This is a genomic window from Pseudoalteromonas sp. CO325X (assembly GCF_004208955.1).
GTDB lineage: Bacteria > Pseudomonadota > Gammaproteobacteria > Enterobacterales > Alteromonadaceae > Pseudoalteromonas > Pseudoalteromonas ruthenica.
The window spans coordinates 19507-45060 of the sequence record NZ_SGPG01000013.1; the positions used below are offsets into that span (position 1 = coordinate 19507).

The following is a 25554-nucleotide window of genomic DNA, read 5'->3' on the forward strand; positions in this document are numbered from 1 at the left end:
GTTAAGCAATCAAGGGATTTTGAGCGTATATGTCAGGGACCGATCTTTTCGATTTATCACCACTTGTTAACGCTATCAGCGACGAACAACCGACCGGGGTAGACCCGCGTGAGGATGTATCGCCAACGTCGACGTACTACACGTTAAAAGACTTACGTAACACACTGCGCGCGGATGAGCGCAATGCACTCATTGACGATGAAAGTATTATCGCTGTTGCGCGAGATTGGCGACCCTTACTTGAACAAATCCCAGACGTCCTTTCACAACAGTGTAAGGACTTAGAGCTAGTCGCTTGGTATATAGAAGGGCTTTGTCGTTTACACGGTTTTGCCGGTTTAAGTCATGGCTTTGAACTTGCCGCACAGCTGATCGAATTATATTGGGATACCCTCTACCCCACCCCTGATGAAGATGACATTGAAGAACGTGTAGCACCGATTGTCGGTCTCAATGGTATCGACAGTGAAGGCGCACTCATCATCCCATTAAAGAGCATCGCCATGACCGAAGGAGTGTCACAAGGTCCATTCTCGTTATGGGAATATGAGCGTGCTGTTGATTTAGAGCGTCTAGATGAAGAAAAGCGAGAGCGCCGAGTTGAAGAAGGTGCGGTATCGCTAGAGCAAATCACGACCGCCGTCAAAGAAACTCCAACCGAGTACTTTGTTGCTCTTGATAAAGAGATTGATGACTGTTTACAGGCTTTCACGCACCTAAGTGAGGCTATGGACGAGAAAGTAGGTTCGCCGCAACCTACCAGCTACATCACTAAGACTCTCGAACAATGTAAAGCCGCTATAAAGCATCTGGCTGGAGATCGTATCGAAGCCGCTAATGCTGTCGATGAACCGGCTGATGATGAAGAGCAAGCAAGCGATGGCGGCGCAGCCGATAGCGAAGAACAGAGCACTTCTGGCGGCAGCAAAGACGTTATTCAGGCGAGCATTAACTCACGCCAAGACGCCATAAAACAGCTACAAAAAATATCCGATTTTTTTCGTAAGACAGAGCCTCATTCGCCCATGTCTTACACCATAGAGCAAGTAATCCGCTGGAGTGAATTAACACTGCCGGAACTACTTAACGAACTGATATCTGACAATGATGCACGCACAGGTTACTTCAAGTTGTCAGGCATCAAAGTCGAAGATAGCGAAACCTAGAATAATCTGAAAGGAGTTCTCGATGAGTATCCATGATAAGTTGAAAAGAGTAAGGAAGCCTCGCGTCCACATTACCTATGATGTCGAAACTGAAGGTGCAGTGGTCAAAAAAGAGCTCCCTTTTGTTGTTGGTGTGGTCGGTGATTTTTCCGGTCACAATAAAGAAGTCTTAAAACCACTAAAAGATCGCCGTTTTATCCAAATTGACCGCGACAACTTTAATGATGTGTTGAAGCGCATGAGCCCAACGTTGAATCTTAAAGTTGATAACACTTTGGCCGATGATGGCTCCGAAATTGGTGTTGATCTAGAGTTTAAATCGCTGTCTGACTTTGAACCCGCAGCCATTGTGAACCAAGTTGACCCGCTGCGTAACCTTATGGACACGCGTAATAAGTTACGTGATTTAATGACCAAGGTTGACCGCTCAGAGGAATTAGAAAACATCCTAGAAGACGTACTGAGCAACACTCAAAGCTTGGATAAACTTGCCAAAGAGTTAGACGTTGAGGAGAAAGAATAATGAGCACGGACGTTCAAGAACAACAACAGGAAGGCGTAGAAGAGCAAAGCTTTTCACTGCTAGAGCAGGCAATTGGCGCTACCAAGCAAACTGAAAGCTCACGCGCTCAGGAGCTTATCAAAACCTTAACTGAAGAAGCGCTAAAAGGCACAGTACAGTGGAATAAAAACCTGACTGTCACCTTTAATGAAGCAATTAAAGTTATTGATGAAGCGATTTCTAAGCAGTTGTCGGCTATTATGCACAATGAAGAGTTTCAAAAGCTTGAAGGCTCTTGGCGTGGTTTGCATCACTTAGTGAGTAACTCAGAGACCAATGCCACACTCAAAATTCGTGTAATGAGCTTGAAGAAGAAAGAGCTGCATAAAGATCTCTCTAAAGCTGTTGAATTTGACCAGTCGCAAACCTTTAAGAAAATTTACGAGTCTGAATTTGGTACCCCAGGTGGTGAGCCTTATGGTGCAATCGTAGGTGACTACGAGTTTACTAACCACCCAGAAGACATTGAAACTTTAAGCTTGATGTCAAATGTCTCTGCTGCTGGCTTCTGTCCATTTATTTCAGCATCGTCACCTTCACTGTTTGGTTTTGACTCATGGACAGAATTAAGCAAACCGCGCGATCTTGAGAAAGTATTTGAATCGCTAGAATACACCAAGTGGCGCTCATTCCGTGACAGTGATGACTCACGCTTTGTGACGCTTACCATGCCTCGTGTGCTAGCGCGTCTACCTTATGGCGAATCGACTAAACCAGTTGAAGAGTTTGGCTACGAAGAATTTGACGTCGATCCGACGACTTCTCGCTCTGGTAATACTGAGCATGATAATTATTGCTGGACCAATGCTGCGTATGCAATGGCAACGAATATGACTCAGGCCTTCTCAAAATACGGCTTCTGTACTGCTATTCGCGGTGCTGAAGGTGGCGGTAAAGTTGAAGGCCTTCCTACGCATATTTTCACCAGCGATGACGGCGACCCAGATCTCAAGTGTCCGACAGAAATCGGTATTACCGACCGTCGTGAAGCTGAGCTAAGTAAATTAGGCTTCTTGCCACTGTGTCACTATAAAAACACCGACTATGCTGTGTTCTTTGGTGGTCAAACTTGTCAAAAACCAAAGGTTTACGATAACCCAGACGCAACCGCCAATGCGGCAATTTCTGCTCGCCTACCTTATATGATGGCAACCTCACGTTTTGCCCATTACCTCAAAGTAATGGCGCGCGACAAGATTGGTAGCTTCATGGAAGCAGAAGATGTGGAAATGTGGTTAAACCGTTGGATCCTGAGCTATGTCAATGCTTCAGAAGGGGGCGGTCAGGAAATTCGTGCTCGTTACCCACTTGCTGATGCAAAAGTCAGTGTTAAGGAAATTCCTGGTGCACCAGGTTCTTATAATGCTGTGGCATGGCTTAAGCCATGGCTACAAATGGAAGAGTTAACCACCTCTTTACGTTTGGTAGCAAAAATTCCAGAGGTGGGCTAAGCCCTCCTCTTTATAAACTCAGTATTTTTGCAAAGGATGATGTGAATGAGTGCTGGTGAGTTTTCATTTGTTAGTCAGGATGTGTTCGAGCAGCAGCAGGAATCTGCTTCTCGACGCCTGCCAAATGATGTCTTTATGGAGCGCTTCGTGCGCCAAAAAGATGCAACTCATGCACTGCTTTTGTGGCTTGAAAACGCCCCTGATGCTCCATTGCAACGCAGCAATGAAAAAGTGGGGGCTTATTTAAGTCGCACTATCGCATTGATTGATGAGCTGTTACAAAAGCAGCTCAATATCATCCTTCATCACCCCAAGTTTCAAGCGCTCGAGTCCAGTTGGCGTAATGTTAAATACCTCACAGAAGAGGCGGAGCAATACGACAAAGATGGTAAAGTCAAAATCAAGCTACTGAATTGTAGTTGGCAAACGCTGACCAAAGATGTCGGCAAAGCCATTGATTTCGACCAAAGCGACTTTTTTAAACAAATTTATTCCAACGAGTATGATAATCCAGGCGGTGAACCTTTTGGTGTCATCATCGGAGATTATCGTATTTCCCATAAGCCACGACCTGGCGTTGCTGGTAACGATATCGATACCTTGCAAGAGATAGTGCGCACGTGCGCAGCTGCTTTCTCGCCCTTCATTACCTCTGCAGAAGCAAATATGTTTGGCGTTGATAACTTTTCCGAACTCGGCTTTCACGTTGACTTGAGCTCCCAATTCGAGCAAATCGAATATATTAAGTGGCGAAAGCTGCGCAATATGGAAGATGCTCGGTTTTTAGGGATAGCCGTGCCTCGCGTGCTAATGCGTGCCCCTTATGTTGAAGATGGTCAGCGTAGTGAGGGGTTTAAATTTCGTGAGGTCATTAATAACCCCGATGAAGATAACCTCTGGGGCAATGCCGCTTACCCGTTTGCAGCAACGCTTATTCGTGCGTTTTGCAATTCAGGTTGGTTCGGACAAATTCGTGGAATGCAGCCTGGTCAAACTAACCAGGGAGTTGTAACGAACCTAGCACAGAGCCCATTTGAAACGGACTTGTATCAAAAACAGCCGAAGCCTCCCGTTGATTTACTGATTACTGACCGAGCCGAAAAAGCACTCTCTGATAGCGGCTTTATTCCGCTTTCGCCACTGAGTAAAAGCGGCAACTTGGTGTTTTTCAGTAATGCATCTGCCCAGCAACCGGCCAACTACGATAGCGTTGCTGCGCGTATTAACGCCAAGCTGTCCTCGATGATGCAATATATTTTATGTGTTTCGCGCTTTGCTCACTACATCAAGGTGATGGGCCGTGACCGAATTGGTTCTTATGCGACTCCACAAGCCTGTGAGCGAGACCTGCAGTCGTGGATAAATAATTACACCACCGCATCAGACTCTGCATCTGATGAAGTGCGCTCTCGTTACCCGCTTTCGAGCGCCCGGGTCAATGTTAAGGAACACCAGGCCAAACCTGGACATTATTACTCAGTGATGCAGCTTCAGCCCCACTTTCAGCTAGACCAGATGGTCTCTAGCATCAAGTTAGTGACCGAGCTCTCACCCACTCACTACGAATAAGGCAAATAGACAGGATTACTATGAAGGAAATATTCGATTACATTCAACAAGGCAAGCTACTTGAAGCGATCAGCTACTGTGAGCAACAGTTGAAAGATGATCCCGTGAACTTTGATATACGCAGCCAATTCATAGAGTTGCTTTGCCTTAACAATGAGCTTGAGCGCGCTGATAAACAGCTTGACTACATGGTTCAGAAAAACCCTGATTTTGCTGTTGGCGCTATGAACTTGCGTCAATTAGTACGTGCTGAGCAAGCGCGTCAAGACTTCTATCAAGGTAAAGCTGCACCAAAACTATTTCATGATAACGATGACCTAGATGCTATTTTCTTGGAGCTACGTATCGCCTTAAACGAAGGCGATAGTGATACTGCGCAGCGCCTAGCCAAACAGCTCGAAGAGCAGCGTGCCAACCCGACTCTAGCGATCAATGACGCTCCTTGTACTGATTTTAGAGATCTTGATGATAGCCTGAATAACTACATCGAACTGCTCGGCACCAATGGCGAGTTTTACCTTGCTCGCAGTGAAGAAATTCTCAGCATCGAGTTTAAACAACCCGAGTCTCTGGTTGAGCATCTTTGGTTACGCGTCGAAATTGATATTAAAGACGGTCCAAGCGGAGAAGCTCATATTCCTGCTATCTACGGTGGTGATAACAATGAAATCGAGCGTTTGGGACAAGCGACAGAATGGCAACAGTTAGGTGACGAGCTGTATATAGGTCGCGGTCTGAAAATGTGGTTCGTTGATGGTGAAGCCGTAGCTATTAATCAAATCACCACGGTGGCTCAACAATCTGAGCAAGCGGCCTAAAGGAATAAACCATGCGCGTTCGCAGTGACCATCAGCTACAAGCTTCTATTTTAGACAGACTCATCGATGATGAGCCTGATAATCAGCTGAGCACTAGCCGTGGAATGGCAATTAATCTAAAGACTCTGCGCGCCAGTGTGCGCCGAGACTTAGAAGCGCTGCTGAACGCGCGGATCCATTGGCATACGTGGCCAAGACAGTATGAAGAGCTTGCCACCTCAGTGTTGACCTACGGCTTGCCTGATTTTTCAAACATGCCTGTTAGCAGCACCGAAGGCCGGGAGCTACTGTGCCAAAAAGTGCGCGACACGATTTTACGCTTCGAACCTCGCTTTATTGAGGTCGAAGTGAGCTGCCTAGAAGATGACTTGCCGCTGGATAGAATCATGCGTTTGCGCATCAATGCGCTGCTTTGGGCAGAGCCAGAACCAGAGTTCGTTAGCTTTGACTCAGAAGTGGAACCGATTAACTTGGGAATGACAGTCCAAGAGACCAGCTTATGAATGATGAATTACTAAAGTATTATAATCGTGAACTGGCCTATATTCGTCATATGGGGGCCGACTTTGCCGACAAATACCCAAAGATTGCCGGGCGTTTAAAGCTCTCTGAGGAGCAAATTGAAGACCCGCATGTATCGCGTTTGGTTGAGTCCTTTGCATTTATGACCGCACAGATCAGGCAAAAGCTTGACGACAGCTTTCCAGAATTAACTGACGCCTTGATGGGTCAACTCTACCCTGATTATCAAGCGCCTATCCCGTCAATGTCTGTCATTAAGATGACCACCGAGAACCTTTCGACCACCGGGATTGTGCTACCACGTGGTAGTGATGTTGAGTCTGATGTTGAAGGCATGAAAACCTGTCACTTTCGCACCTGTTACGACAGTTATTTATGGCCGGTCGAAGTTAATAACGCACAGTTTAACAACGCCCCTTTTAGTGCTCCGCGCCCAATTTGGTCTACCACTGCCAAGTCTGTAGTAAAAATTGAACTACAGGGTGAATACAAAGAGGTCGGCCTTAAAGAAACCGAATTAAACAAGCTACGGTTTTATATTAATGGTCAGTGGCACCATAGTTTGAGCATTTATGAATTACTCTTTAAAAGTGCTATTGGCTTTGCCATCGAGGCTGAGGGTCATGAAGCTAAATTCTTCTCAACACGTCACCTACAGGAGGTGGGGTTTAGCGAGCAACACGCCACCATTCCCTACAGCGACAAATCAGCGACTGGCTATCGCCTGTTGGCAGAGAATTTTATTTTCCCTGAGAAGTTTCTATTCTTCGACTTAGAAGATATCAACCAGTTTCTACCTGAAGATAAAGCAAACTGTAATCTGTATATCTACTTCGATGAAAGCTCTCAAGAGCTTGAGAAACAACTCGGTAAGCAACATTTTCAACTCGGCTGCACGCCCATTGTTAACCTGTTTGAACAGGAACTCGAGCCTGTTCGCGTATCACTCAGCCAGTACGAGTACAAACTGGTACCGCGCTATATGGACGCGGATATCTCAGAAGTGATTCAAGTTGGTGAAGTCAACGCCTACGACCACAAAGATAACAGTTATCAGGTAACGCCTTTTTATGGGCAAACTCACCCGGCTTATCGCGATCAAGATCGACTTTTTTGGCATATCCGCCGAGAGTCTGCATATTGGGCTGGCGGATTTACCGAGCAAGGCACCGACACCTTTTTCAGCTTGGTTGATAGAGAGTTTGAACATTTTGAGCCTGACAGCGAACATGAAAGTTGGTTAGTTACAATAAAAGCACTGTGCAGTAACCGCAACTTACCGGCCAATTTGCCTTTCGGCGGTGATGAGCCGCAGATGCTCGTACCAGAGCGTGCGGATATTATAAAGAAAGTCCGTTGTTTAGTTGCTCCCACGCATGCAGTTCGCCCTGAGCTTAGCGATGCTACACGGTGGCAGTTAGTGTCCCACTTGTCTTTGGACTATTTCTCTGGCCCTGATGCGCTTCGCAAGTTAAAAGAAACGTTACGCCTGTATGATTTTAAGAATGCACCTGAATCGAAAGCGCTTATCGACAATATCCATGGTGTTAATATTGAGATGACCTCGGCGCGGCTTGTGCAAGGTGGGCGTACGTGTTTTGCCAGTGGCAGCGCTATTACATTGACCTTTGCAAAGGATGACTTCTCCGGCAGCGGCATGTTCTTTTTTGCTTCGGTGTTGGATCATTTCTTCGCGCAATTTGCCGCCATTAATAGTTTTACTCAGCTGCGCATCCGTTTTAAGGATCAAGACAGTATCTATCATAGCTGGCCACCTCGCTCGGGTAAGGTGCCGCTGTTATGAGTATCGATAGCTTATATAAAACCCCCGGCCAATTTGACTTCTATCAAGCGGTATTTATGTTGCAAAACCGTGCTGGAAGTCGGGGTCAAAAAGTAGGAGCTGATGCCTTACCTAACCAAGAGTTAGTGCGGTTCAAGTCTGTACAGCACTTAGGCTTTCCCGGCTCCCCTGTCGCTAAAGTCAAACCAGTCGCTTGCGAACAAGGCGGACAGTATCATCAAGTGGATGTGACCTTTATGGGGCTCACAGGCCCAAGTGGAGCGCTGCCTCAGCACTACAGTGAACTGGTGCTTTCTCGTATTAAGCAAAAAGACACCACAATGGTGGACTTTTACGACATGTTTAATCATCGCTTAGTGTCTTTGTATTACCGCGCATGGGAGAAATATCGCCAAGCAATCAATTACTCTACGCATAGTGAGCATTTTGACCCATTTACTCGCGTATTAGGTCACCTTAGTGGCGGCAACGCACCTTACCGTTTGCATATGGCGGGTTTATTCAGCCGTCGAGTTCGCAGCGCGGTGCAGCTAGAGCGTCTGCTCACTCACTATTTAGAACTTGATGTCGACGTAAAACAATTTGTCGGCACCTGGCGACCGTTAGCGTCATCAGAGCAGACACGCTTAGGGACAAGAGAAAACCCCGAAGGGCAATTTGCTCGCCTTGGCTCTGAGGCTGCGGCCGGTAAATCCGTATGGGATGTAAATAGCACCATTGATATTACCTTCCATTGTAAAGATAAAGCCAAAGCGCGCGCGCTGTTACCACAAGGCCCGTTAAATGGGTTACTCAAAGATATGCTCCATAGCTATTTAGGCTATGCGGTCAAAGCTAACATTAATGTAAAAACGCAATTAAAAAACCTACCTGTTATGAGGTTGGGACAACAGTCTTCAGCCTTGGGCCATGGGGGCGTAACCCTCGCTCGGGAACGGGTACTATCGCGTGATGTTTGTATTCAATTACGCGGACAATAAGGAAAAGGAAAACACCTATGTCATCTATGACCCTCAATAAACTTGTAGAGAAGCTCTCGCCAGAATGTCGAGGCTCCTTAGAAGCAGCGGCTGCGCTGTGCCATAGTCGCAGCCACTTTACCGTGGAGCTTGAGCACTGGTTGCATGCCATGCTGGATAAAAAACTCGATGATGTGCGTATCATATTGGCGAGTTTCAGTATTAATGCTGACAGATTAATGGCCGAGCTAAACCAAGCGTTGGAAAGCTTTAAAACCGGTAATGAGTCTGCACCCAGCTTATCACCACATGTGATCTCTTTATTGCGTCAAACCTGGCTTAACACCAGTATCGAGTTTAACGATACGCAAATACGCAGCGCTTATTTACTTTACACGCTAGTAAAAGACGACACGCTTGGTTCTTTAACAATGCGCCATGCACCGCAATTGGAAAAAATTGACCCTTCTCAATTACTGCATGCGTGGCCCGAATTGGCCGGTCAATCAAATGAAAGTAATCAGCTCGCTGCGTCTACATCAAACTCTGACAAACCGGCAACGCAAGCTTCGGGTAAGACGCCAAGCTTAGATCAATTCACCATTGATCTTACTGCGCAAGCAAAGTCTGGCAAGATTGACCCTATTCTAGGGCGTGATGACGAAATTCGACAAATGATCGATATCCTGACACGTCGCCGTCAAAATAACCCTATTCTGACTGGTGAGGCAGGTGTGGGTAAAACTGCTGTTGTGGAAGGGCTTGCGCTTCGCATCGCCGAACAAGATGTGCCAGAAGCAATTAAGAATGTGCGTATTCATACGCTGGATCTCGCGCTCCTTCAAGCTGGCGCAGGAATGAAAGGTGAGTTCGAAAACCGCTTAAAGTCACTAATTAGTGAAGTGAAAAACTCGGCGCAGCCCATCATTTTATTTATTGATGAAGCCCACACTATGATCGGCAGTGGCGGTCAGGCAGGTCAAAATGATGCCGCCAACTTGCTGAAGCCCGCGTTAGCGCGCGGAGAGTTGCGCACGATTGCAGCAACGACATGGGCCGAGTATAAGAAATTCTTTGAAAAAGACGCCGCTCTAACTCGACGCTTCCAAGTCGTCAAAGTCGATGAGCCTGAGCCAAGCAAAGCCATCGCCATGTTGCGCGGACTTGTACCCGTCATGGAAAGCCACCATAGCGTCTTCATATCTGAACAAGCACTGGAAAGTGCAGTGAATCTATCGCACCGCTATGTAAGTGGCCGCCAACTCCCCGATAAAGCCGTTGGTTTGCTAGACACAGCCTGTGCTCGCGTTGCGATGAGCCAAGCTGCTACGCCTGGCCCGGTAGAAAACTTAAACCGCAAAGTGCAGCGCCTTGATGATCAAATGGCTATGTTAACGCGCGAAGCGAATGCGGGCTTAGACCATAGCGCTAAAATTTCCGAATTAGAACAACAAAAGACGGATATCGAAGCGCAGTTAGCCCCGCTCAAAGAGCAATGGCAGCAAGAACAACAAGCTATAGCCCGAGTTGGAGAAATTCTCAGTGAGCTACAGCAAGAACAAGCGGATAAAGAGACGCTCGTTACTGAGCTCAATGATATTAAGGCCAACCTGAGTGAATATGAGCAAAATATGGTTCACTGGCAGGTCGATGAAGCTCTCATTGCCCAAGTTATTGCTGATTGGACAGGTATTCCTGTCGGTAAAATGCATGAAGATGAGATTAATGCGGTGCTTAACTTAGCTGACAGCATGAAAGAACGTGTCGTCGGCCAAGATCATGCGCTTGACCTTATTGCTAAAACCGTTCAAACATCCCGTGCGCAACTTGCTGATGAAAACCGCCCCAATGGTATTTTCATGCTTACCGGCCCAAGCGGTGTAGGTAAAACAGAGACAGCGCTTACACTAGCAAGTGAAGTATATGGCTCAGAAGAAAACGTCACCGTTATTAATATGTCTGAGTTCAAAGAAGAGCATAAAGTTTCATTGCTATTAGGCTCACCGCCGGGCTACGTTGGCTATGGCGAAGGCGGTATTTTGACCGAGGCGGTCCGTCGCCAGCCATACAGTGTGGTACTACTTGATGAGATGGAGAAAGCACACCCTGGAGTACAGGATATTTTCTATCAAGTATTTGATAAAGGGATGATCAAAGACGGTGAAGGCCGTGACATCGATTTTAAAAATACCATTATCATCATGACATCAAACGTCGGCACTGACACCACCATGAACTTGTTCGATGATCCGGAAACAGCCCCATCTATCAAAGGACTGCAAAAGGCGCTACGTGATGATTTACTAGAAGCGTTTAAGCCAGCTTTCTTAGGAAGAATTAACATTGTTCCTTATGTACCTCTGACTGATGAAATGCTCATCGACATTGCCAAAATCCAGCTCGCGAAAGTCGAAAAACGCGTCGCCAAAAACTATGGCGCAGAGTTTAGCTTCGAAAAAGAGCTTACAGATTATATCGTACAACGCTGTCATGAGCCTGGTTCAGGTGCTAGGAACATTCATAATATTCTACAAAATGAAATATTGCCTAAACTGAGTGAAGAGTTACTCAACAGCATGACCAGTAAAAAAGAAATTAATTCAGTATCATTGACTATCGAAGGTGATGAATTAGTGATTGAGGTGGCTTAGCCCACCTCTAATCGAATTGCAAAAATCAGAATAATATAATTTCTTATTAATTATATTCTTGTGTTAGATATCGCAATTAAATATAATTTACTCAGCGCATATAAAGATGCACTAGAGAAGGAATTATTTTTTGCTGACAAAGGGATTTATCGGTACCCACCCTTTACTTGCAGTTCAAAAGATAATGAAGTCGAAGCTATAAATTTCCGGTTCGCCGGGAAGTACCCTATCCATTTATGGATGTTAGTAAAATGCAAAAAGGAGCATAAGAAATGCAAGCAAATACTTACCTTAAGTATGGTTCAATCAAAGGCGAAACAACTGCTGAGTCTTTCAAGGATTTGATCACAGTACTATCTCTAGACTGGAACATCAGCCGTGAAATTACAGCTCACACAGGTACCGCTATGGACCGTGAAGCAAGCGCGACTCGCCTAGGCGATGTGACTATCACTAAACTTCAAGATAAAGCGTCTCCGGACCTTTTCAAAGAAGCTACGATTGGTAAAGGTCAACCTGCGACTTTCCACATCACTAAGCAAGGTGACAAAGTAGAAGAAATCATGAAAATCGACCTGACCGATGCCATGATCTCTAGCTACAGCGTGTCTGTTCAAAACGATCGTCCTATCGAGACAATCACCATCAGCTACACAGAAATGATGATGACTGTAACTCCAACAGACGACAAAAACAGCATCACTGCGCCGCTTGTTTACGGCTACAGCGGTGTTAAAGGTCAACAAATGTAATTTATTTGTTGCCCAACTTAGCTTCGGCGCTCACGCGTCGGAGCTTACTGTATTTTGGATAACAATTGAGGCATGGAATGCAAAAAGCGACACAAGACAAGAATGTAATTAAAATCACCACAGCGGCTGGCAAAGATGCGTTTTATCTCACTAGCTTTAACGCTGCGGAAAGTATGTCCGAGCTGTTTGTTATCTCTGCCAATATGTTTACCATTGGCTCGCAAGTAAGCCATGATGCCGTAGTAGGTAAAGCAGCTGTTATTGAATTACGTAATGCTAAAGGCGGCGGTGCGGCTCGCCACTTTCATGGTATCGTAAGCCAAATGGTGTCCTTGGGCACACGCACAGCTGATAAAGATGAGCAAAAAAATTACATCGATTATCAGGTCACTATTGTGCCTGTTGCTGCGACTATGCAACATCGCCAAAACTATCGAATTTATCAGCAAAAGAAAATTACGGAAATTGCCGCTGATTTATTTGGTCAACATGGCGTTGCTTTTAGCGATAAAACTAAAAAGAGTTATCCAAAGTACGAGTACTGTGTTCAATATCAAGAAAATGACTTGGAATTTATCCAACGATTATTCCAGCGAGAAGGTATTTACTTTTATTTTGAACATTCACAAGGCAACCACACTTTAGTTTTTGCCGATGATGAAACCGTCTATGCTGATGTAGCAGACTCACCTGTAGCCCACTTTTCAGGCCATCTTAGTGAATCTCATATCAGCGCTTGGCAAGGTGGCCTCTCTCTGGCGCCGGGTAGCTATAAACGCTTAGGTTATGACTTTGAAAAGCCGAGCAAATACCCTGACGGTGAACAGAAAAAGCCAGAGCTGCCGACACAAAGTAGTGGAGAGGTATTCGAGTACACCGGGGAAGCTGAGTGTAACAAACGCGCCTCGGATCTTGCTTCAATTCAACTGCAAGCATTACAAAAAGACATGAACCTGAGTAGTGGTAAAAGTGACTGCCGCTCGTTTGTGCTCGGTGGTATCTTTGCCTTTAAAAAGCATGAAGATCCCCGCCTAGAAGGCAAAAAATTTGTTGTTACAAAACTACGTACCTCTGCCAATGTCCCTAACCAGTCAGGCGCGAGGCAAAGTGAAGGCTTAGTCTACTCGAACAGCTTTAGCTGCGTACCTAAAGATACTGTTTATCGCCCTACCCGCAGTTACCAAAAGCCCTTAGTTCAAGGTATACAAACTGCACTCGTAACCGGTGATCCAGGTGATGAAATCCATATCGATAAGTATGGCCGTGTAAAGGTGCAATTTGATTGGGACCGCGAGGGTAAAAAAGACTCCAAGAGCTCGTGCTGGATCCGTGTAGCCCAAAATTGGGCGGGGAAAAAGTGGGGCGCGTTCTTCTTCCCTCGTGTTGGACAAGAAGTCTTAGTTGAATTTATTAATGGCGACCCTGATCAACCCATTATCAGTGGTGCGCTCTACAATGCCGACTTGATGCCTCCTTATGCATTGCCTGCGGATAAAACCCAAAGCGGTATTAAATCAAGGTCTACCAAAGAAGGTGGTGCCGATAACTTTAATGAAATACGCTTTGAAGATAAAAAAGGCAGTGAACTCCTATACTTACAAGCAGAGAAAGACCATCACTTACATGTTAAAAACGATCAGAAAGACACCATACTCAATGACCGTTTAAGTGATATAACCAACAACGACACGATTAAAGTCGGCAAAGATCGCTGTACAGATATAGGTAAAAACGACACCCTGAAAGTAGGTGACGCACTTAATATTGAAGCTGGTAAAGAGATTAATATTAAAACCGGCGGCGCGTCTATCACCATGAAAAGTGATGGCAGCATTGATATTAAAGGTACCAATATCAAGATCAATGGCAGTCAAATTGCCCTTAAAGCTGGCGTGATTAAGTTGAATTAATATGAACGCTTACCTTAGCAGCCACAACCAAGAAGCCTTGTTTTCACAAGGTATCGTGGTGTACTGCTGTTTTGGTGAGCCTCACTTGATATGTCGTCCAGAGCATATCCCTGATGATCCTATGCTGGGGCCAGCAATGGCCGAGTTCAGTGCAGGGGTAGTGTTTGCAGAGCAGTTCCTTCAAGACTTGGACCCGTGGCGAAATAATCACCTTATCATTAGTGCGCTTTACGACTATTTAAACTTAACCTTACTAAATGGCGGGTCAAAGCCCTTGCATGTACAGTTGTGCGATGTGGCGCAGGCGATGACAGACGGCCGGCTAGTTGTTTATCCACTAGAAGATATTGCCCAGCATCCAAGCGTAGTAAAACGTCAGCTGCAAAAATCTGACAAGACTCGTTCACAGCAATCCAGCACTGAGCAGCCAAAACGTAGTAGTGGTGCAGATTTGGCCAGCCCTCAAGGGAAAAGCACGCCTTCTAGCTCCAAAGCTGCAGTTCCAGCCTCCAGCTCGGCCGGTGTAATAGACGGGCCTTCGACAAACACCCCATTACCCCAAGTGGCAGAGGCCCCTGAACAGTTTGATGCTGTCGCAGCTAGGCAACAACGTTATCAGCAAAGAAAGACTCTAATTGCCGATACGCGCTCGCTACCTGGAGCAGAGCCTGCAGCGCAGCGTCTTGATTTTAATAATGACAATATCGTTCGTGCTGAGGCCGCTCAGTATGTTTATCGCGTTGATGAATACAACCGAGGGCATATAGACACGCTGCCAGAACCGCCTGTGGGTTTAAAACACCTCAACGCAGAAAATACACCAGAATTAGCGGACGCGGTATTTACCGATAATGATTCGGGCTTCGGAGCCGCGTTATTTGAGTCTGATATTACTGGTGAAAAAATGTTAACGTTCCGAGGGACGAATAACGGTGTAACCGGTGCAGCAGATTGGAAAACCAACTTTATGCAAGGCAGTGGTATGGAAACGACCCAGTACAACCAAGCGATGGAACTTGCACGAAGAGCTGAGCAATTATATCAAGATGATGTCATTATGGTCGGTCACTCTCTCGGTGGCGGGCTGGCAACATCCGGTGTGGCTGTATCGGGAAATAAAGGCTATACCTTTAACTCCTCAGGCTTACACCCGAAAACGTCGGCACGTGAACAAGGGTTGCCTTTAGAAGAAGTATCAAAACTGATTGTTTCTCAAGCGGTTGATGGTGATGTTCTCACCATGGCGCAGAGCTTGCCAGTAAAAGGAATACTCACTGGCGCTGCGGGGTATCTGGGGGGCCCTGTCGCGGGCCTTGCTACAGCTGCGGCAATTGCCGGTTTAGACCTAATCCCTAAAGCGTCTGGTGATATGCGCAGTCTGCCAAGCCTTCAAGGTGGCACACCCATAGACCGCCACGGTATGGACCAAGTTGTTGAGGGAATTGAGTCGCAAAAGCAAGAAGATATAAACACCCTTAATACCATTAAAGACAATTACTTAGGCTAGGTGAACATGAAGCTTCTTTTTATTGCTGTGCCTTTGGCACTGATACTTATAGCCTGCATGGCATTGCCTACTCAAGGAAAAAATATGAAAGCTGAACAATTTTTTGAGCCCTCCCATGTAAAGTTGCTCAACGCCATTAAAGCGGGTGACAAGCAAGCCGCGCAAGCTATCATTGATACTGGCGTTGCACTGGATGTACGCGGTGAACATGGTATTACGCCACTATTTTGGCTCGCTATGGAGACGGACAAAGAATCGTTACAGCTTGCGCTAGAACTCGGCGCGAATCCCGACTACCCGGCCCTAGTTAAAAAAGACCGTAACGAACCAAAGAAAGAGCAGCTCCTCGCAGCTTTAGCGGGCAGCGACAAAACAGATATGATGCAGGTTTTATTAGAGCATAATGCCTCTCCCAACGGCGTTGATGCCCATAAAAAGCCAGCTATTTTCAATGCTATTGCCAACGATAAAGACGACCAAATAGAGTTACTGCTAAAGCATGATGTTGATCTTAATGCCACAGATGCGATGAACACCAACGCCGCCAACTATGCGGCGCTCATGCTAAAGTATAAATACGCTTTACTATTTATTTCTAAAGGAGCCAACTTCTCTGCGCCCTCAACCACAGGTGGCACGGTTGCCAACAGCATAGAAAAAGACTTGCGTAAAAAATTGGTTCGCCCTGGCACTGACAATTATGAGTATGTAATGGAAATCAAAGAACTGCTGATAGAAAAAGGCGTTTCTTTTCCTCCGCCCTCACCGAAAGAAGTTAGAGCGGCTAATTAAGTCTTTTGTGTAGTTAAAAGGCCGCAACCGCATCACTGCCCGCTCTACTTTATTTGCTACCGAAAAGAAGTGATAAATTAATAAGCCTATTAACCTTGTCACATTCATTGGCTCAGACTTCGCGTAAGACTGACATTGACGTTCTCCAACTTTAACGTGGCGCGCACATGGCTGTATGCAGTGCTGCTTATATTTATGGCCATGCCCACACTAGCGCAAGGTATGAAAGCTGAACAATTTTTTGAGCCCTCCCATGTAATATTGCTCAACGCCATTAAAGCGGGTGACAAGCAAGCCGCGCAAGCTATCATTGATACTGGCGTTGCACTTGATGTACACGGTGAGCATGGTATTACGCCACTATTTTGGCTCGCTATGGAAACGAATAAAAAATCATTAAGGCTTGCGCTAGACCTTGGTGCTGATCCTGACTTTCCAGCTTATGTAACCCTAGACCGAAATGGACCGACTGAAGAGCAACTATTGTCGGCTTTAGCCGGTAGCGACAAAACCGAAATGATGCAGGCTCTGCTTGAATATAATGCATCTCCCAATGCAGTAGATGCAAGCTTAGAGCCGGCTTTATTCAATGCGGTTGCTAATGACAAAGATGAGCAGGTAAATTTGTTATTAGCTCATGGGGTTGATCTTAATGCCACAGACGCGATGAACAATAACGCCGCCAACTATTCGGCGCTCATGCTAAAGTATAAATATACTTTACTATTTATTACCAAAGGTGGCGACTTTTCTACGCCTTCAGCCACAGGCGGAACTGTAGCTAATAGTATAGAGCGAGATCTGCGAAAGAAATTACTTCGGCCCGGAACCAGTAATTACAATTATGCGGTGAAAGTGAAAGAACTACTGATAGAAAAAGGCGTTTCTTTTCCTCCGCCCTCACCGAAAGAAGTTAGAGCGGCTAATTAATATAAACGAAACGTAAGTTATTATCGTCTTAATGAAGCCTCACACCTAGATCGCGCTGTAAGATGGTTGGTGGAATTGGCCACATAATCACTTAATGCCGTTTATTTTACTCTTTGTAAAAATACTGACGCTAGGTATTGATCCGCCCTCTATTTCACTTAATATGCTACCTTAGCAAGCAAAACCATTATATAGGGACATAAGCTATGGGCATTGATATTAAATATTTACAACGAATCGTCGATGAGGTGCTGAAAGCGTCAGCACTAAAAGACATTACCTGGTCAACCTTAGCTTTGGTTCTTACTCGAGAAGATCAAGGGTTTGCAAACGCTGGCTTCTACTACCAAGATGATGGTTCAGCCACGCCATTTTACGTCAACTCTAATGAGCATTTGGTTCTCTCAGATATGGTGCAGGATATGCAGCAGGAAATCACTCGCCAAGGCCCCTTGCAAATTCAGCAATTATTGGTACAAATTCAACAAAAAAGCGGCTTTTTCAAAGCAGACTTCGAATTTAAAAACCATCAGCGCTGGGACTTTAATACCACGGAGCTTGAGCCACTACAGGCCTTGTTGAAACCTGACTTTTCAGAATAATCAAGCTGGGCATTCAATATACTTGTCGACGCACTATTAATCGGCGATAATATAGCCTTTCAGCGATTAAAAGGATGTGATCATGGGAAAACCCGCTTCCACTTTGACTCATATGCATGTATGCCCCAAGACTAATCCCGGCCCAGTTCCCCATGTCGGTGGCCCTATTATCATGGGCTCAGGCAATGTATTGATTGGTGGCCTGCCAGCAGCCAGAAAAGGCGATAAGCTTATTTGCGTAGGTCCGCCGGATACCATTAATTCAGGCTCAGGTTCTGTAAAAATCAATGGTAAACCCGCCGCACGTATGGGCGATGGGACCGCTCACGGCGGGAAAATAGTTGTTGGTAATCCAACTGTATTGATTGGTGGCTAGGCTAAAGGATTGCACTCACGCATGGAAGCTTTGAATACCGCTCAACGTTTGCAAGAACTGGTGTGCTTACAATCACATCCTTTGGCTAATCGTGCCAGCTTTTTAAGCGCCATTAACCGCTTCACCGTCGAATTGCGCCAGGCCAGCGCGGGTTTGCGAGATTTTTCTGATCCTCATTGCCCTTTTTCACTGAGCATAGCAAGCAAAACGCTGCTCGATGCAGCTTTTATAGTTAGCGATGAAACCAGCTTTGAGCAACGAGTGCTTTTTTGCCAACTATTGATTAGGCTACAACGATTAAGTCTGAAATCTGCATTGAACCAGCTATTGCTTAGCGAATCACCAAAGCATCATGCCACCGCTTTAGAGCTGGCTTGGCGAGAGGGGGTGTTAACACATATTCCCGAGTCGGTGTTGCAGCAAATCGACACGACAGATTACAGCGACTATCGCGCGTTGCTCACGGGGCAAACCTTAAGTTGGCAAGCAAACGATAAACAAGACACATTGACTGCTTGCGAAGAAATACTGGCCCGTTATTCGCTCACGCACCCTTTGGCCCAACTATTTTTCTTGACCTGTTCCAATGATGATATTCAGCGTATTGCCAATACCTGGTCAAAAAGCCACAGCCCACAAGACATTGCACACCTATTCATGCTCGCGGGGCTGACAAAGCAGCTTCCTTTGATTTACCAATTACTGTGTGAGGAGCCCAATAACGAGCTTATCAACACCTTCATGAACTGTTACGGCGAGCATGTAGAAACGTTATTTACGCAAGAGCAACTGACCGAAGCTTGGCTTGCTCCCGATACCTTGGGCGACTTTCAAGAGCAACTATCAACACAGTGGCCAACCTTTTGTGAGCAGGTCGATTTTGCCAATCGACTACTAGCAGGGAAAGATATCTACACGCATCCGCTTAAAGACTATCAGTTCGATGCTATTACGCCTTACTTGGTGGCGCAGCTGTTTAATTTAATGCACAAAAAAGAGAGCCATATAGTTCATCCACTGTCCTTGGGGGTCACATGGCAATAACACTCACAGAGTTCGATATCGCCCTTCCTGGGCTCGAAAGTACCGAAGCAGCACTTCTTCTTAGCGAGCCAATGCCTATAAGCGAGCAGTCACAACAGAGCGAGGCAATGCCCTGGCCCATTTCACTTATTGCGCCACTGAATCAGTTTTTAGCCCGCTTTGAGTTTGACCCCGAGGAGCCTATTTTTTGGCTGCTGCCTAACCTCGCTTATGATGAGCAACGCCTAAATACGCTTATTTCAGCCTTAAACGAAGTGGCTCCCAATGGCCGAGCGCAACCAGGCCACTCCCACCCGGTCAACGAGTTTTTCGCGCACGGTGAATCGGCATTGCACTGCGCGCTAATTAAAGCGATGCAGCTTGCTAAACATGTCACATTCATTGCTTTAGACGAGCAAATTTTGAACCTAAATGAAGGTGCCACACACAATAATGGCGCCGCATTCGCATTAGCACGAGTAAAATTTGGTGAAACAGGGCTGCACGTGCCCTTTTGTCATGGTGAACCTTGCTTCGATATCGAACAACACAATCCCTTCCCTACTTTACTCAGCCAAGCGGTAAAAGAAGTGCCCGCCCCAATAGAGCACATTGTAGCCCCCGCCTTAGGGGAAGAGCCTTGGCCTAGTGCCTGGCTTGAAGGGTATTTACAGCTAAACGGTAAAGTGGTTGAGCAACCTAAGGTGACTCAAAGTGAATACGTTCATGGTCAGCTCGGCGCAGTGTTTGGCCTTTATTCATTTATTGGTATCTATAATGACTACAATTCGAGCATGCATCGTGATATTATTTTACACCTTGGCAGCACGCCCAAGCTCTACCAAGCAGCTTCTGTGTATCAATGGATTGATTAAGGAATAACGTAAGAATATGGATATTCGTTCAATTGCCTTTCGCTCAAAACGCGGCTCAGTGTTAATTACCCTAGCCAATGATAAAGCCCCAGGTGGCTACGATCCGGTGGCGATAGACACCCCGGATGCGGCAGGCGCCCAAGTCAATCTATTGGCCGAAGATCTGGTCGGCGATATTCATAAACGAATTCAATGTGTGCATATGCTGCGCGCTGCGGGCGTGCATTCGGTTAACACCGCCACCGCGCGAGAAGTCGCCCATGGTCTAAGCTCGGCGTTAGCATCAGGCTCCTTACTTTGTTATAACCAAAAACCTAAACGCAGCATTCAAGTTAGCGACAATACCAACTCGGCCAGTGCCAGTGGCGGCACCAAAGCACAAAAAGATAAAAAGTCCCAACCCAGCGTGGTCAAAAAAGGCGGTCAATCCGAGGGCAACCCTAACAAAGCCCAAGTCAATGACACGGCCACTGAGCAAAGTGTAGACGAACAAGAGTGCCGCTCTGATCCTATCTCCATGCTAAGCGGTGAAGAAATTCTCCCGTTGGTCGATTTTACCCTTAACGCCCCCATGCCTTTAAAGTGGCAACGCCTATACCGTTCCAGTAAAAGCGATACCAATGTGGGCTTGGGCTTTGGCTGGCGCCATCATTTTGCTCTCAGCATTTTTGAGCGCTACGAAGCGCCACCCAAAATTGGCCCGAAAACACCCGGGCGCTACTGGCTAGAACTCGTTGATGAGCAAGGCCGCATACATGAGTTTGAGAAAGTAAAACCAGGGCAAACCAGTTACCAGCTTAGCTCACAACTTGCTTTACACTACCAAAACGATGGCAAGCAAACCTTAGTACGCCCCGATGACAGCCATTACACGTTTTTTGCTGGTTCCAAGGCCTGGTTACTCGAGAAAATAACCGATGCCAAGGGGCAAACACTCAGCTTTTTCTACGATGCCAACGAGCGCCTAAGCCGTGTTGCTATTAATGATAAGCGCGGTGTAGTGCTGCAATATAACGGCGATGATTTATTAACTAAGGTTGCAGCTTATCACATGGATGACAAAGACAAACGTCACATCCATGAGCCGCTGCTTGCTTGTTATCAATACAATGACGCGAAACAACTGGTGGCAGTGACCGATAGCCAGGGCAATATCGAGCGTTACAGCTACCGTGGCGATAATGTTATTAGCAAGCGTACCCGCGCCAGTGGCTTTAGCCACCACTTTGAGTGGCAAGGTGCAGGCGTTGATGCAAAATGTATTCGCCAGTACGGTGATAACAACACCTACGAGTACAGCTTTGAATACCCACGAGAGGGAGTGAGCAAAAGTACCGATAGTCGTGGTAATACCGAAACCTTTGTTCACAACAGCGACGGTAAGCTGGTTGAATACACCGATGCGCGGGGCCATAGCTGGCGATACCGCTATGATGCCTTCGGCAATCGTACTCACACCCAGCATCCAGATGGCAGCGAAGAGCGTAGCGAATACAATGATCGTGGCCAAAAAGTGGCCCAGTACGATGCTCAAGGCAATAAAACCACCTTCGCTTACAACCAACTGGGACAGCATGTACTGACTCGCTACGCCGATGGCGGCGAACTAAAACGCGCGTTTACTGCCATGGGTCTGCTGCAATCGCAAACTCTGCCCGATGGCCGCACCAGCCACTATCAATACAATGACAATAACCAACTGACTACAGTGGTGCATGACAAAGGCCGCAGTGAACAATTTAGCTGGAGTGTCCAAGGCGAGCTTTTAGCGCATCAACAAGGCGATGTTCTAACGCGCTTTAGTTACGACGAACTAGGCCGTGTTAATGCAACTCTAACCAACACCGGTCTACTAACCCAATTCGAGCGCAATGCAGCCGGCCAACTGAGCGCCAAAGTCATGCGCCAAGAAGGCGACGAGCGCGCGGCGATTCGTATTGAGTACCATTACGATGCTGCTGGTCGCTTAACGGCGACCACTAATGGCAATGGCGAGCAAACCAGCGCTGATTACGCTGGGTTAGCGCAGCCCGAACAAGTACGTTTTGCCGATGGCAGTCACTTACGCTACCGCTATGATAAAGAGCGCAACCTGATCGGTATTACCCGCAGTGATGGTGCAGAATACCGCATTGATTACGATGCCAATGAAAACCCAATTCGCACCACGGGCTTTGACGGTCGCGTGCAGCGCTTTGAGTTTGATGCTCATAACCGTGTGATCGCACTCAACGATGCCGACGAGCGCTTTATTAAATTAAAACGAAACGCGCTTGGCCAAGTGATAGAGCAACAGGCTGCCCACCCCAATGCCAAAGACAGCACCCTGTGTAACCTGTCCAACTATTTTAGTTATGACAGTCAAGGACGCCTGCAGCGCGCCCATAACGGCGCCACCACTCTGACACAAGGATTCGATCAAGCCGGTAAACTACTGGTAGCGACCCAGGGCCAACATACCCTCAATTACAGTTATGATGCCTTTGGTCGGCGCAGCGCCTTAACTTTGGCCGACGGCCAAATTCTGAATTATCATTATGACGCCCAAGGCCAATTGGCGCGCATCGAGCTCAATGGGCACACCCATGTTGAGCTCAGCCATCGACATGGTCAACTCAGTGAAATTCATTACGCCAATAACATCACCACCAAACAACAGTTTGACTGTTTTGGCCGCCTTTGCGAGCAGGAGTTATCGCACCCAGAAAATGCGCTCTATGCTAAACAAAGCTACCAATACGATGGCAACAATCAACTCATAGCCAGTCAGCGCGAGAGCTCAAACAGCGAGCTGAGCAGCGATAAGCAATATCAGTACAACGCCATCAATCAGCTTATTGAGGTCAACGGCGACCAATCGGCGCGCTACCACTGGGACAGCTTTGGCAACCCGGAGCAAGCAACCGCACCGGATGAACCAGCACTGCGCCCAGTTGATAAAGAGCACACCGCCCCTGCCCTTAATAACAGCGGCGAGGATGTATTCACGGGCACAGCCTGTATTGATGACCGCCTGTACCACCTTGGCCAGGACGAGTTTGACTACGATGCCTGTGGTAACCAGGTGCATGTGCTTGGCAAAGGGCAGCGCCAACGCTTGGAATACAACGCCCTCAACCAGCTCGCGAGCTTTTATCATAACGACCAACTGACTCGTTATGAGTATGACCCACTCAGTCGACGCTGCGCCAAACTGACTGAGCAAGGTCGCATTGACTATATTTGGGACGGTAACCAGCTGCTCGGCGAGTGCCAAAACGGCCAGTATACCTGGTATATCTCTCTGCCCGGCGAGTATCAGCCATTACTGCTAATCAACGACAGTGGTGTGTACTATTACCATTTAGACCAGCTCGATACCCCGCAGTTTGTGACCAACGCCCACGCCGAGGTGGTGTGGCAAAATAATACCGATGCCTTTGGTTACAGTGAGCAAATTGAGCTCAGCCCAGAACACATTACCCAACCCCTGCGTTTTCAGGGCCAGTACTTTGATGAAGAAAGCGGCTTGCACTACAACCGCTACCGCTACTATAGCCCCAAGCAACAGCGCTTTATTAACCAAGACCCGATTGGCTTGGTAGGCGGTATTAACCACTACCAATATGCACCCAACCCCATTAACTGGGTGGACCCACTTGGGTTGAGTTGTAAGGAAGGGGGCCCCAAAGGGTTTGGCCAATGGTTGTTAGAAGATGCGAATGAACAAATTAGTGCATCTGGTGGTTGGCAAGCTGAGGTTTGGAGCTTCTTCGCTGAAGATGGTATTAATGCAACAAATCAAGTTCTTGAAGGCGACTTTTCCGGTGCACTAACAAGTATCGCTTTGGCGGTAGTAAAGCCAGTGAAAGTTGCAGACAAGGTACTTGATAAGGTGCCCGACTCCGTCAGTAAACCGCTCGAGAAAACAACCAAAAAGGTTGTCAAAAAAATGAAGTTACACAAGGTAGCTTGCTTTAAGAAGAATAAAAAAGGCACCGATGCAGAGTACGACCGGCAATTGAAAGGCCAGCAAGATGGCATTAATGATATGACGGTCAAGGAATATTTAGATAACCGTGAGGCCTATAAAAAAATTGGTCGTAAAGGAACGGGGGCTGCGCAGCAAAAAGCTAGAAAAGATTTCAAAGCTGAATTGATAGATAAATATAAAGACGAGTTAATCGAAAGCGGCGAATATTTTGGTGATGAGGCAATTGAAAAAGCTCAGGAGTTAGCGGCCAGTGAAATGAGTACACTTAATGCCCTTCATAACCCAGATATGATAGCCGGTGGCCATGATAACGTTGTAGATTTAGGCGATGCTAGCGTGAATCAATCCATAGGCTCGCAGTGGAAGAATAAAGGCGTAGATGCGGCAGGCAATAAATTAGATGGAAGTCGTGTCGCAAAAATGGATGCTCAGGCTAAAAAAGCATTGGAAGAGCTCGGCCCAGATGCAAAAATGAATGTGGATTTACATAGGTGTAAATAGATGAATAAATTTTTTGATAACTTTTACAATTACGCTGGGTTTGGCCCCGCCATTAAAGCGACGATGCCAAGCAATGAAACGCTTGAATTTTTTAAAGGCAAATTGCCTGACCGTTTGTTGGAATACTGGCAAGAATATGGCTTTTGCGGCTGGGGTGATGGCATTTTTTGGTTAGTAAACCCACTAGATTACCATGATATTCTACAAACTTGGCTTGAAGGCACCGAATTCGCTGAACGCGAGAAAAATGGATTAGATAAATATTATGTTATTGGTCGCGGTGCTTTTGGGGATTTAATCGTCTGGGGCAAAACCTCTGGTCGAAGCATAAAAATTAATTCAAACTTTGGTATGCTTTTACCCAGAGATGGAACGGAAAAGTTGAAAGAACGAGGAGAAGACCGATCGGTAGAGCTGCTTTTTGCTACGATGAGCAAAGAGCCCTACGATCAAGACGATGTTAATGAATCTCCACTGTTCGAAAGGGCGCTTAACAAACTTGGTCAATTAGAAGCTGATGAAATGTATGCGTTCGTCCCCGCGTTGGCGCTTGGTGGGGTAAATAAACTTGAGAATTTGAAAAAAGTAAAAGCGATTGAGCATTTGAACTTTCTAGCTGAGTTGGGCGAGAAACGTATAATGGCAGATATTGTCGCTATGTCTAATGAACTGCATAAAAATTAATGCTTCAAGCGATTAATTACTCAAACAAATTAATAATGAATTGAATATTTATCGAGGAAGTAAAAAAGCATTTCATTGAGCGTTAATATGAGATGGCTTTGAAATTATCGTTTAAACATAAATACAT

Annotated in this window: 20 protein-coding genes; all 20 read left to right on the top strand. The window is 46.4% G+C overall.

Translation table 11 applies throughout. From position 1 onward, the window contains the following. Nucleotides 1-29 precede the first annotated feature (29 nt). The 20 genes from tssA (at nucleotide 30) to EXT46_RS04865 (ending at nucleotide 25427) form a co-directional block, all read left to right on the top strand. On the top strand, nucleotides 30-1166 hold the full coding sequence (gene tssA / locus EXT46_RS04770; protein ID WP_130145530.1) for a type VI secretion system protein TssA: 1137 nt from the start codon (nucleotides 30-32) through the stop codon (nucleotides 1164-1166). A 22-nt stretch (nucleotides 1167-1188) separates the two neighbouring features. After that, a complete protein-coding gene (tssB, locus tag EXT46_RS04775) occupies nucleotides 1189-1689 on the top strand; it encodes a type VI secretion system contractile sheath small subunit (RefSeq protein WP_130145532.1) in 501 nt (166 codons plus the stop codon). Further along, a complete protein-coding gene (gene tssC, locus EXT46_RS04780; RefSeq protein WP_130145534.1) occupies nucleotides 1689-3179 on the top strand; it encodes a type VI secretion system contractile sheath large subunit in 1491 nt (496 codons plus the stop codon). Before tssB ends, tssC (EXT46_RS04780) begins: the two co-directional genes overlap by 1 nt. 45 nt (nucleotides 3180-3224) lie before the next feature. Further along, complete coding sequence (tssC, locus tag EXT46_RS04785) at nucleotides 3225-4748, top strand: type VI secretion system contractile sheath large subunit (RefSeq protein ID WP_130145536.1); 1524 nt, start codon at nucleotides 3225-3227, stop codon at nucleotides 4746-4748. 20 nt (nucleotides 4749-4768) lie between these two features. Beyond that, nucleotides 4769-5566 (top strand): type VI secretion system accessory protein TagJ, encoded by a 798-nt coding sequence (locus EXT46_RS04790; protein ID WP_022944425.1) that lies wholly within the window; start codon nucleotides 4769-4771, stop codon nucleotides 5564-5566. An 11-nt stretch (nucleotides 5567-5577) separates the two neighbouring features. Next, nucleotides 5578-6069: a type VI secretion system baseplate subunit TssE gene (tssE, locus tag EXT46_RS04795; RefSeq protein WP_130145538.1), complete on the top strand. Its 492-nt coding sequence runs from the start codon at nucleotides 5578-5580 to the stop codon at nucleotides 6067-6069. Then, nucleotides 6066-7892, top strand: a complete 1827-nt coding sequence (gene tssF / locus EXT46_RS04800) for a type VI secretion system baseplate subunit TssF (RefSeq protein WP_130145540.1) — start codon at nucleotides 6066-6068, stop codon at nucleotides 7890-7892. Before tssE ends, tssF begins: the two co-directional genes overlap by 4 nt. Beyond that, complete coding sequence (gene tssG / locus EXT46_RS04805) at nucleotides 7889-8872, top strand: type VI secretion system baseplate subunit TssG (protein WP_130145542.1); 984 nt, start codon at nucleotides 7889-7891, stop codon at nucleotides 8870-8872. The genes tssF and tssG overlap by 4 nt, the downstream gene beginning before the upstream one ends. A gap of 17 nt (nucleotides 8873-8889) precedes the next feature. Continuing rightward, nucleotides 8890-11502: a type VI secretion system ATPase TssH gene (tssH, locus tag EXT46_RS04810; protein WP_130145544.1), complete on the top strand. Its 2613-nt coding sequence runs from the start codon at nucleotides 8890-8892 to the stop codon at nucleotides 11500-11502. Between the two features lie 272 nt (nucleotides 11503-11774). Beyond that, nucleotides 11775-12254, top strand: a complete 480-nt coding sequence (locus tag EXT46_RS04815; protein ID WP_130145546.1) for a type VI secretion system tube protein Hcp — start codon at nucleotides 11775-11777, stop codon at nucleotides 12252-12254. A 77-nt stretch (nucleotides 12255-12331) separates the two neighbouring features. Further along, entirely contained in the window at nucleotides 12332-14164 is a 1833-nt protein-coding gene (gene tssI, locus EXT46_RS04820) for a type VI secretion system tip protein TssI/VgrG (RefSeq protein WP_130145548.1), read from the top strand. Nucleotide 14165: 1 nt separating this feature from the next. Continuing rightward, nucleotides 14166-15671 carry an Mbeg1-like protein gene (locus EXT46_RS04825; protein WP_130145550.1) on the top strand — a complete coding sequence of 502 codons (1506 nt, stop codon included), beginning with the start codon at nucleotides 14166-14168 and terminating at the stop codon, nucleotides 15669-15671. An 84-nt stretch (nucleotides 15672-15755) separates the two neighbouring features. Then, nucleotides 15756-16463, top strand: a complete 708-nt coding sequence (locus tag EXT46_RS04830; RefSeq protein ID WP_130145552.1) for an ankyrin repeat domain-containing protein — start codon at nucleotides 15756-15758, stop codon at nucleotides 16461-16463. Between the two features lie 222 nt (nucleotides 16464-16685). Further along, entirely contained in the window at nucleotides 16686-17393 is a 708-nt protein-coding gene (locus EXT46_RS04835) for an ankyrin repeat domain-containing protein (protein ID WP_130145554.1), read from the top strand. A gap of 206 nt (nucleotides 17394-17599) precedes the next feature. Continuing rightward, nucleotides 17600-17995 (top strand): hypothetical protein, encoded by a 396-nt coding sequence (locus tag EXT46_RS04840; RefSeq protein ID WP_045979030.1) that lies wholly within the window; start codon nucleotides 17600-17602, stop codon nucleotides 17993-17995. 82 nt (nucleotides 17996-18077) lie between these two features. Continuing rightward, a complete protein-coding gene (locus tag EXT46_RS04845; RefSeq protein WP_026111034.1) occupies nucleotides 18078-18371 on the top strand; it encodes a PAAR domain-containing protein in 294 nt (97 codons plus the stop codon). A gap of 21 nt (nucleotides 18372-18392) precedes the next feature. After that, nucleotides 18393-19415, top strand: coding sequence for a hypothetical protein (locus EXT46_RS04850; RefSeq protein ID WP_130145556.1), 1023 nt, complete (start codon nucleotides 18393-18395; stop codon nucleotides 19413-19415). Continuing rightward, the gene (locus EXT46_RS04855) at nucleotides 19406-20269 is read left to right on the top strand and encodes a hypothetical protein (protein ID WP_130145558.1); all 864 of its coding nucleotides are present in this window, start codon (nucleotides 19406-19408) and stop codon (nucleotides 20267-20269) included. The genes EXT46_RS04850 and EXT46_RS04855 overlap by 10 nt, the downstream gene beginning before the upstream one ends. 16 nt (nucleotides 20270-20285) lie before the next feature. Beyond that, nucleotides 20286-24743 (top strand): polymorphic toxin type 15 domain-containing protein, encoded by a 4458-nt coding sequence (locus EXT46_RS04860; protein WP_130145560.1) that lies wholly within the window; start codon nucleotides 20286-20288, stop codon nucleotides 24741-24743. Beyond that, nucleotides 24744-25427, top strand: coding sequence for a GAD-like domain-containing protein (locus EXT46_RS04865; RefSeq protein ID WP_130145562.1), 684 nt, complete (start codon nucleotides 24744-24746; stop codon nucleotides 25425-25427). It abuts the gene before it with no gap. The last annotated feature ends 127 nt before the right edge of the window (nucleotides 25428-25554 follow it).

Bases quoted from the DNA above. Each gene is read 5' to 3' on its own strand.
- tssA (WP_130145530.1), top strand. From the start codon at position 30: ATGTCAGGGACCGATCTTTTCGATTTATCACCACTTGTTAACGCTATC.
- tssB (WP_130145532.1), top strand. From the start codon at position 1,189: ATGAGTATCCATGATAAGTTGAAAAGAGTAAGGAAGCCTCGCGTCCAC.
- tssC (WP_130145534.1), top strand. From the start codon at position 1,689: ATGAGCACGGACGTTCAAGAACAACAACAGGAAGGCGTAGAAGAGCAA.
- tssC (WP_130145536.1), top strand. From the start codon at position 3,225: ATGAGTGCTGGTGAGTTTTCATTTGTTAGTCAGGATGTGTTCGAGCAG.
- EXT46_RS04790 (WP_022944425.1), top strand. From the start codon at position 4,769: ATGAAGGAAATATTCGATTACATTCAACAAGGCAAGCTACTTGAAGCG.
- tssE (WP_130145538.1), top strand. From the start codon at position 5,578: ATGCGCGTTCGCAGTGACCATCAGCTACAAGCTTCTATTTTAGACAGA.
- tssF (WP_130145540.1), top strand. From the start codon at position 6,066: ATGAATGATGAATTACTAAAGTATTATAATCGTGAACTGGCCTATATT.
- tssG (WP_130145542.1), top strand. From the start codon at position 7,889: ATGAGTATCGATAGCTTATATAAAACCCCCGGCCAATTTGACTTCTAT.
- tssH (WP_130145544.1), top strand. From the start codon at position 8,890: ATGTCATCTATGACCCTCAATAAACTTGTAGAGAAGCTCTCGCCAGAA.
- EXT46_RS04815 (WP_130145546.1), top strand. From the start codon at position 11,775: ATGCAAGCAAATACTTACCTTAAGTATGGTTCAATCAAAGGCGAAACA.
- tssI (WP_130145548.1), top strand. From the start codon at position 12,332: ATGCAAAAAGCGACACAAGACAAGAATGTAATTAAAATCACCACAGCG.
- EXT46_RS04825 (WP_130145550.1), top strand. From the start codon at position 14,166: ATGAACGCTTACCTTAGCAGCCACAACCAAGAAGCCTTGTTTTCACAA.
- EXT46_RS04830 (WP_130145552.1), top strand. From the start codon at position 15,756: ATGAAAGCTGAACAATTTTTTGAGCCCTCCCATGTAAAGTTGCTCAAC.
- EXT46_RS04835 (WP_130145554.1), top strand. From the start codon at position 16,686: ATGAAAGCTGAACAATTTTTTGAGCCCTCCCATGTAATATTGCTCAAC.
- EXT46_RS04840 (WP_045979030.1), top strand. From the start codon at position 17,600: ATGGGCATTGATATTAAATATTTACAACGAATCGTCGATGAGGTGCTG.
- EXT46_RS04845 (WP_026111034.1), top strand. From the start codon at position 18,078: ATGGGAAAACCCGCTTCCACTTTGACTCATATGCATGTATGCCCCAAG.
- EXT46_RS04850 (WP_130145556.1), top strand. From the start codon at position 18,393: ATGGAAGCTTTGAATACCGCTCAACGTTTGCAAGAACTGGTGTGCTTA.
- EXT46_RS04855 (WP_130145558.1), top strand. From the start codon at position 19,406: ATGGCAATAACACTCACAGAGTTCGATATCGCCCTTCCTGGGCTCGAA.
- EXT46_RS04860 (WP_130145560.1), top strand. From the start codon at position 20,286: ATGGATATTCGTTCAATTGCCTTTCGCTCAAAACGCGGCTCAGTGTTA.
- EXT46_RS04865 (WP_130145562.1), top strand. From the start codon at position 24,744: ATGAATAAATTTTTTGATAACTTTTACAATTACGCTGGGTTTGGCCCC.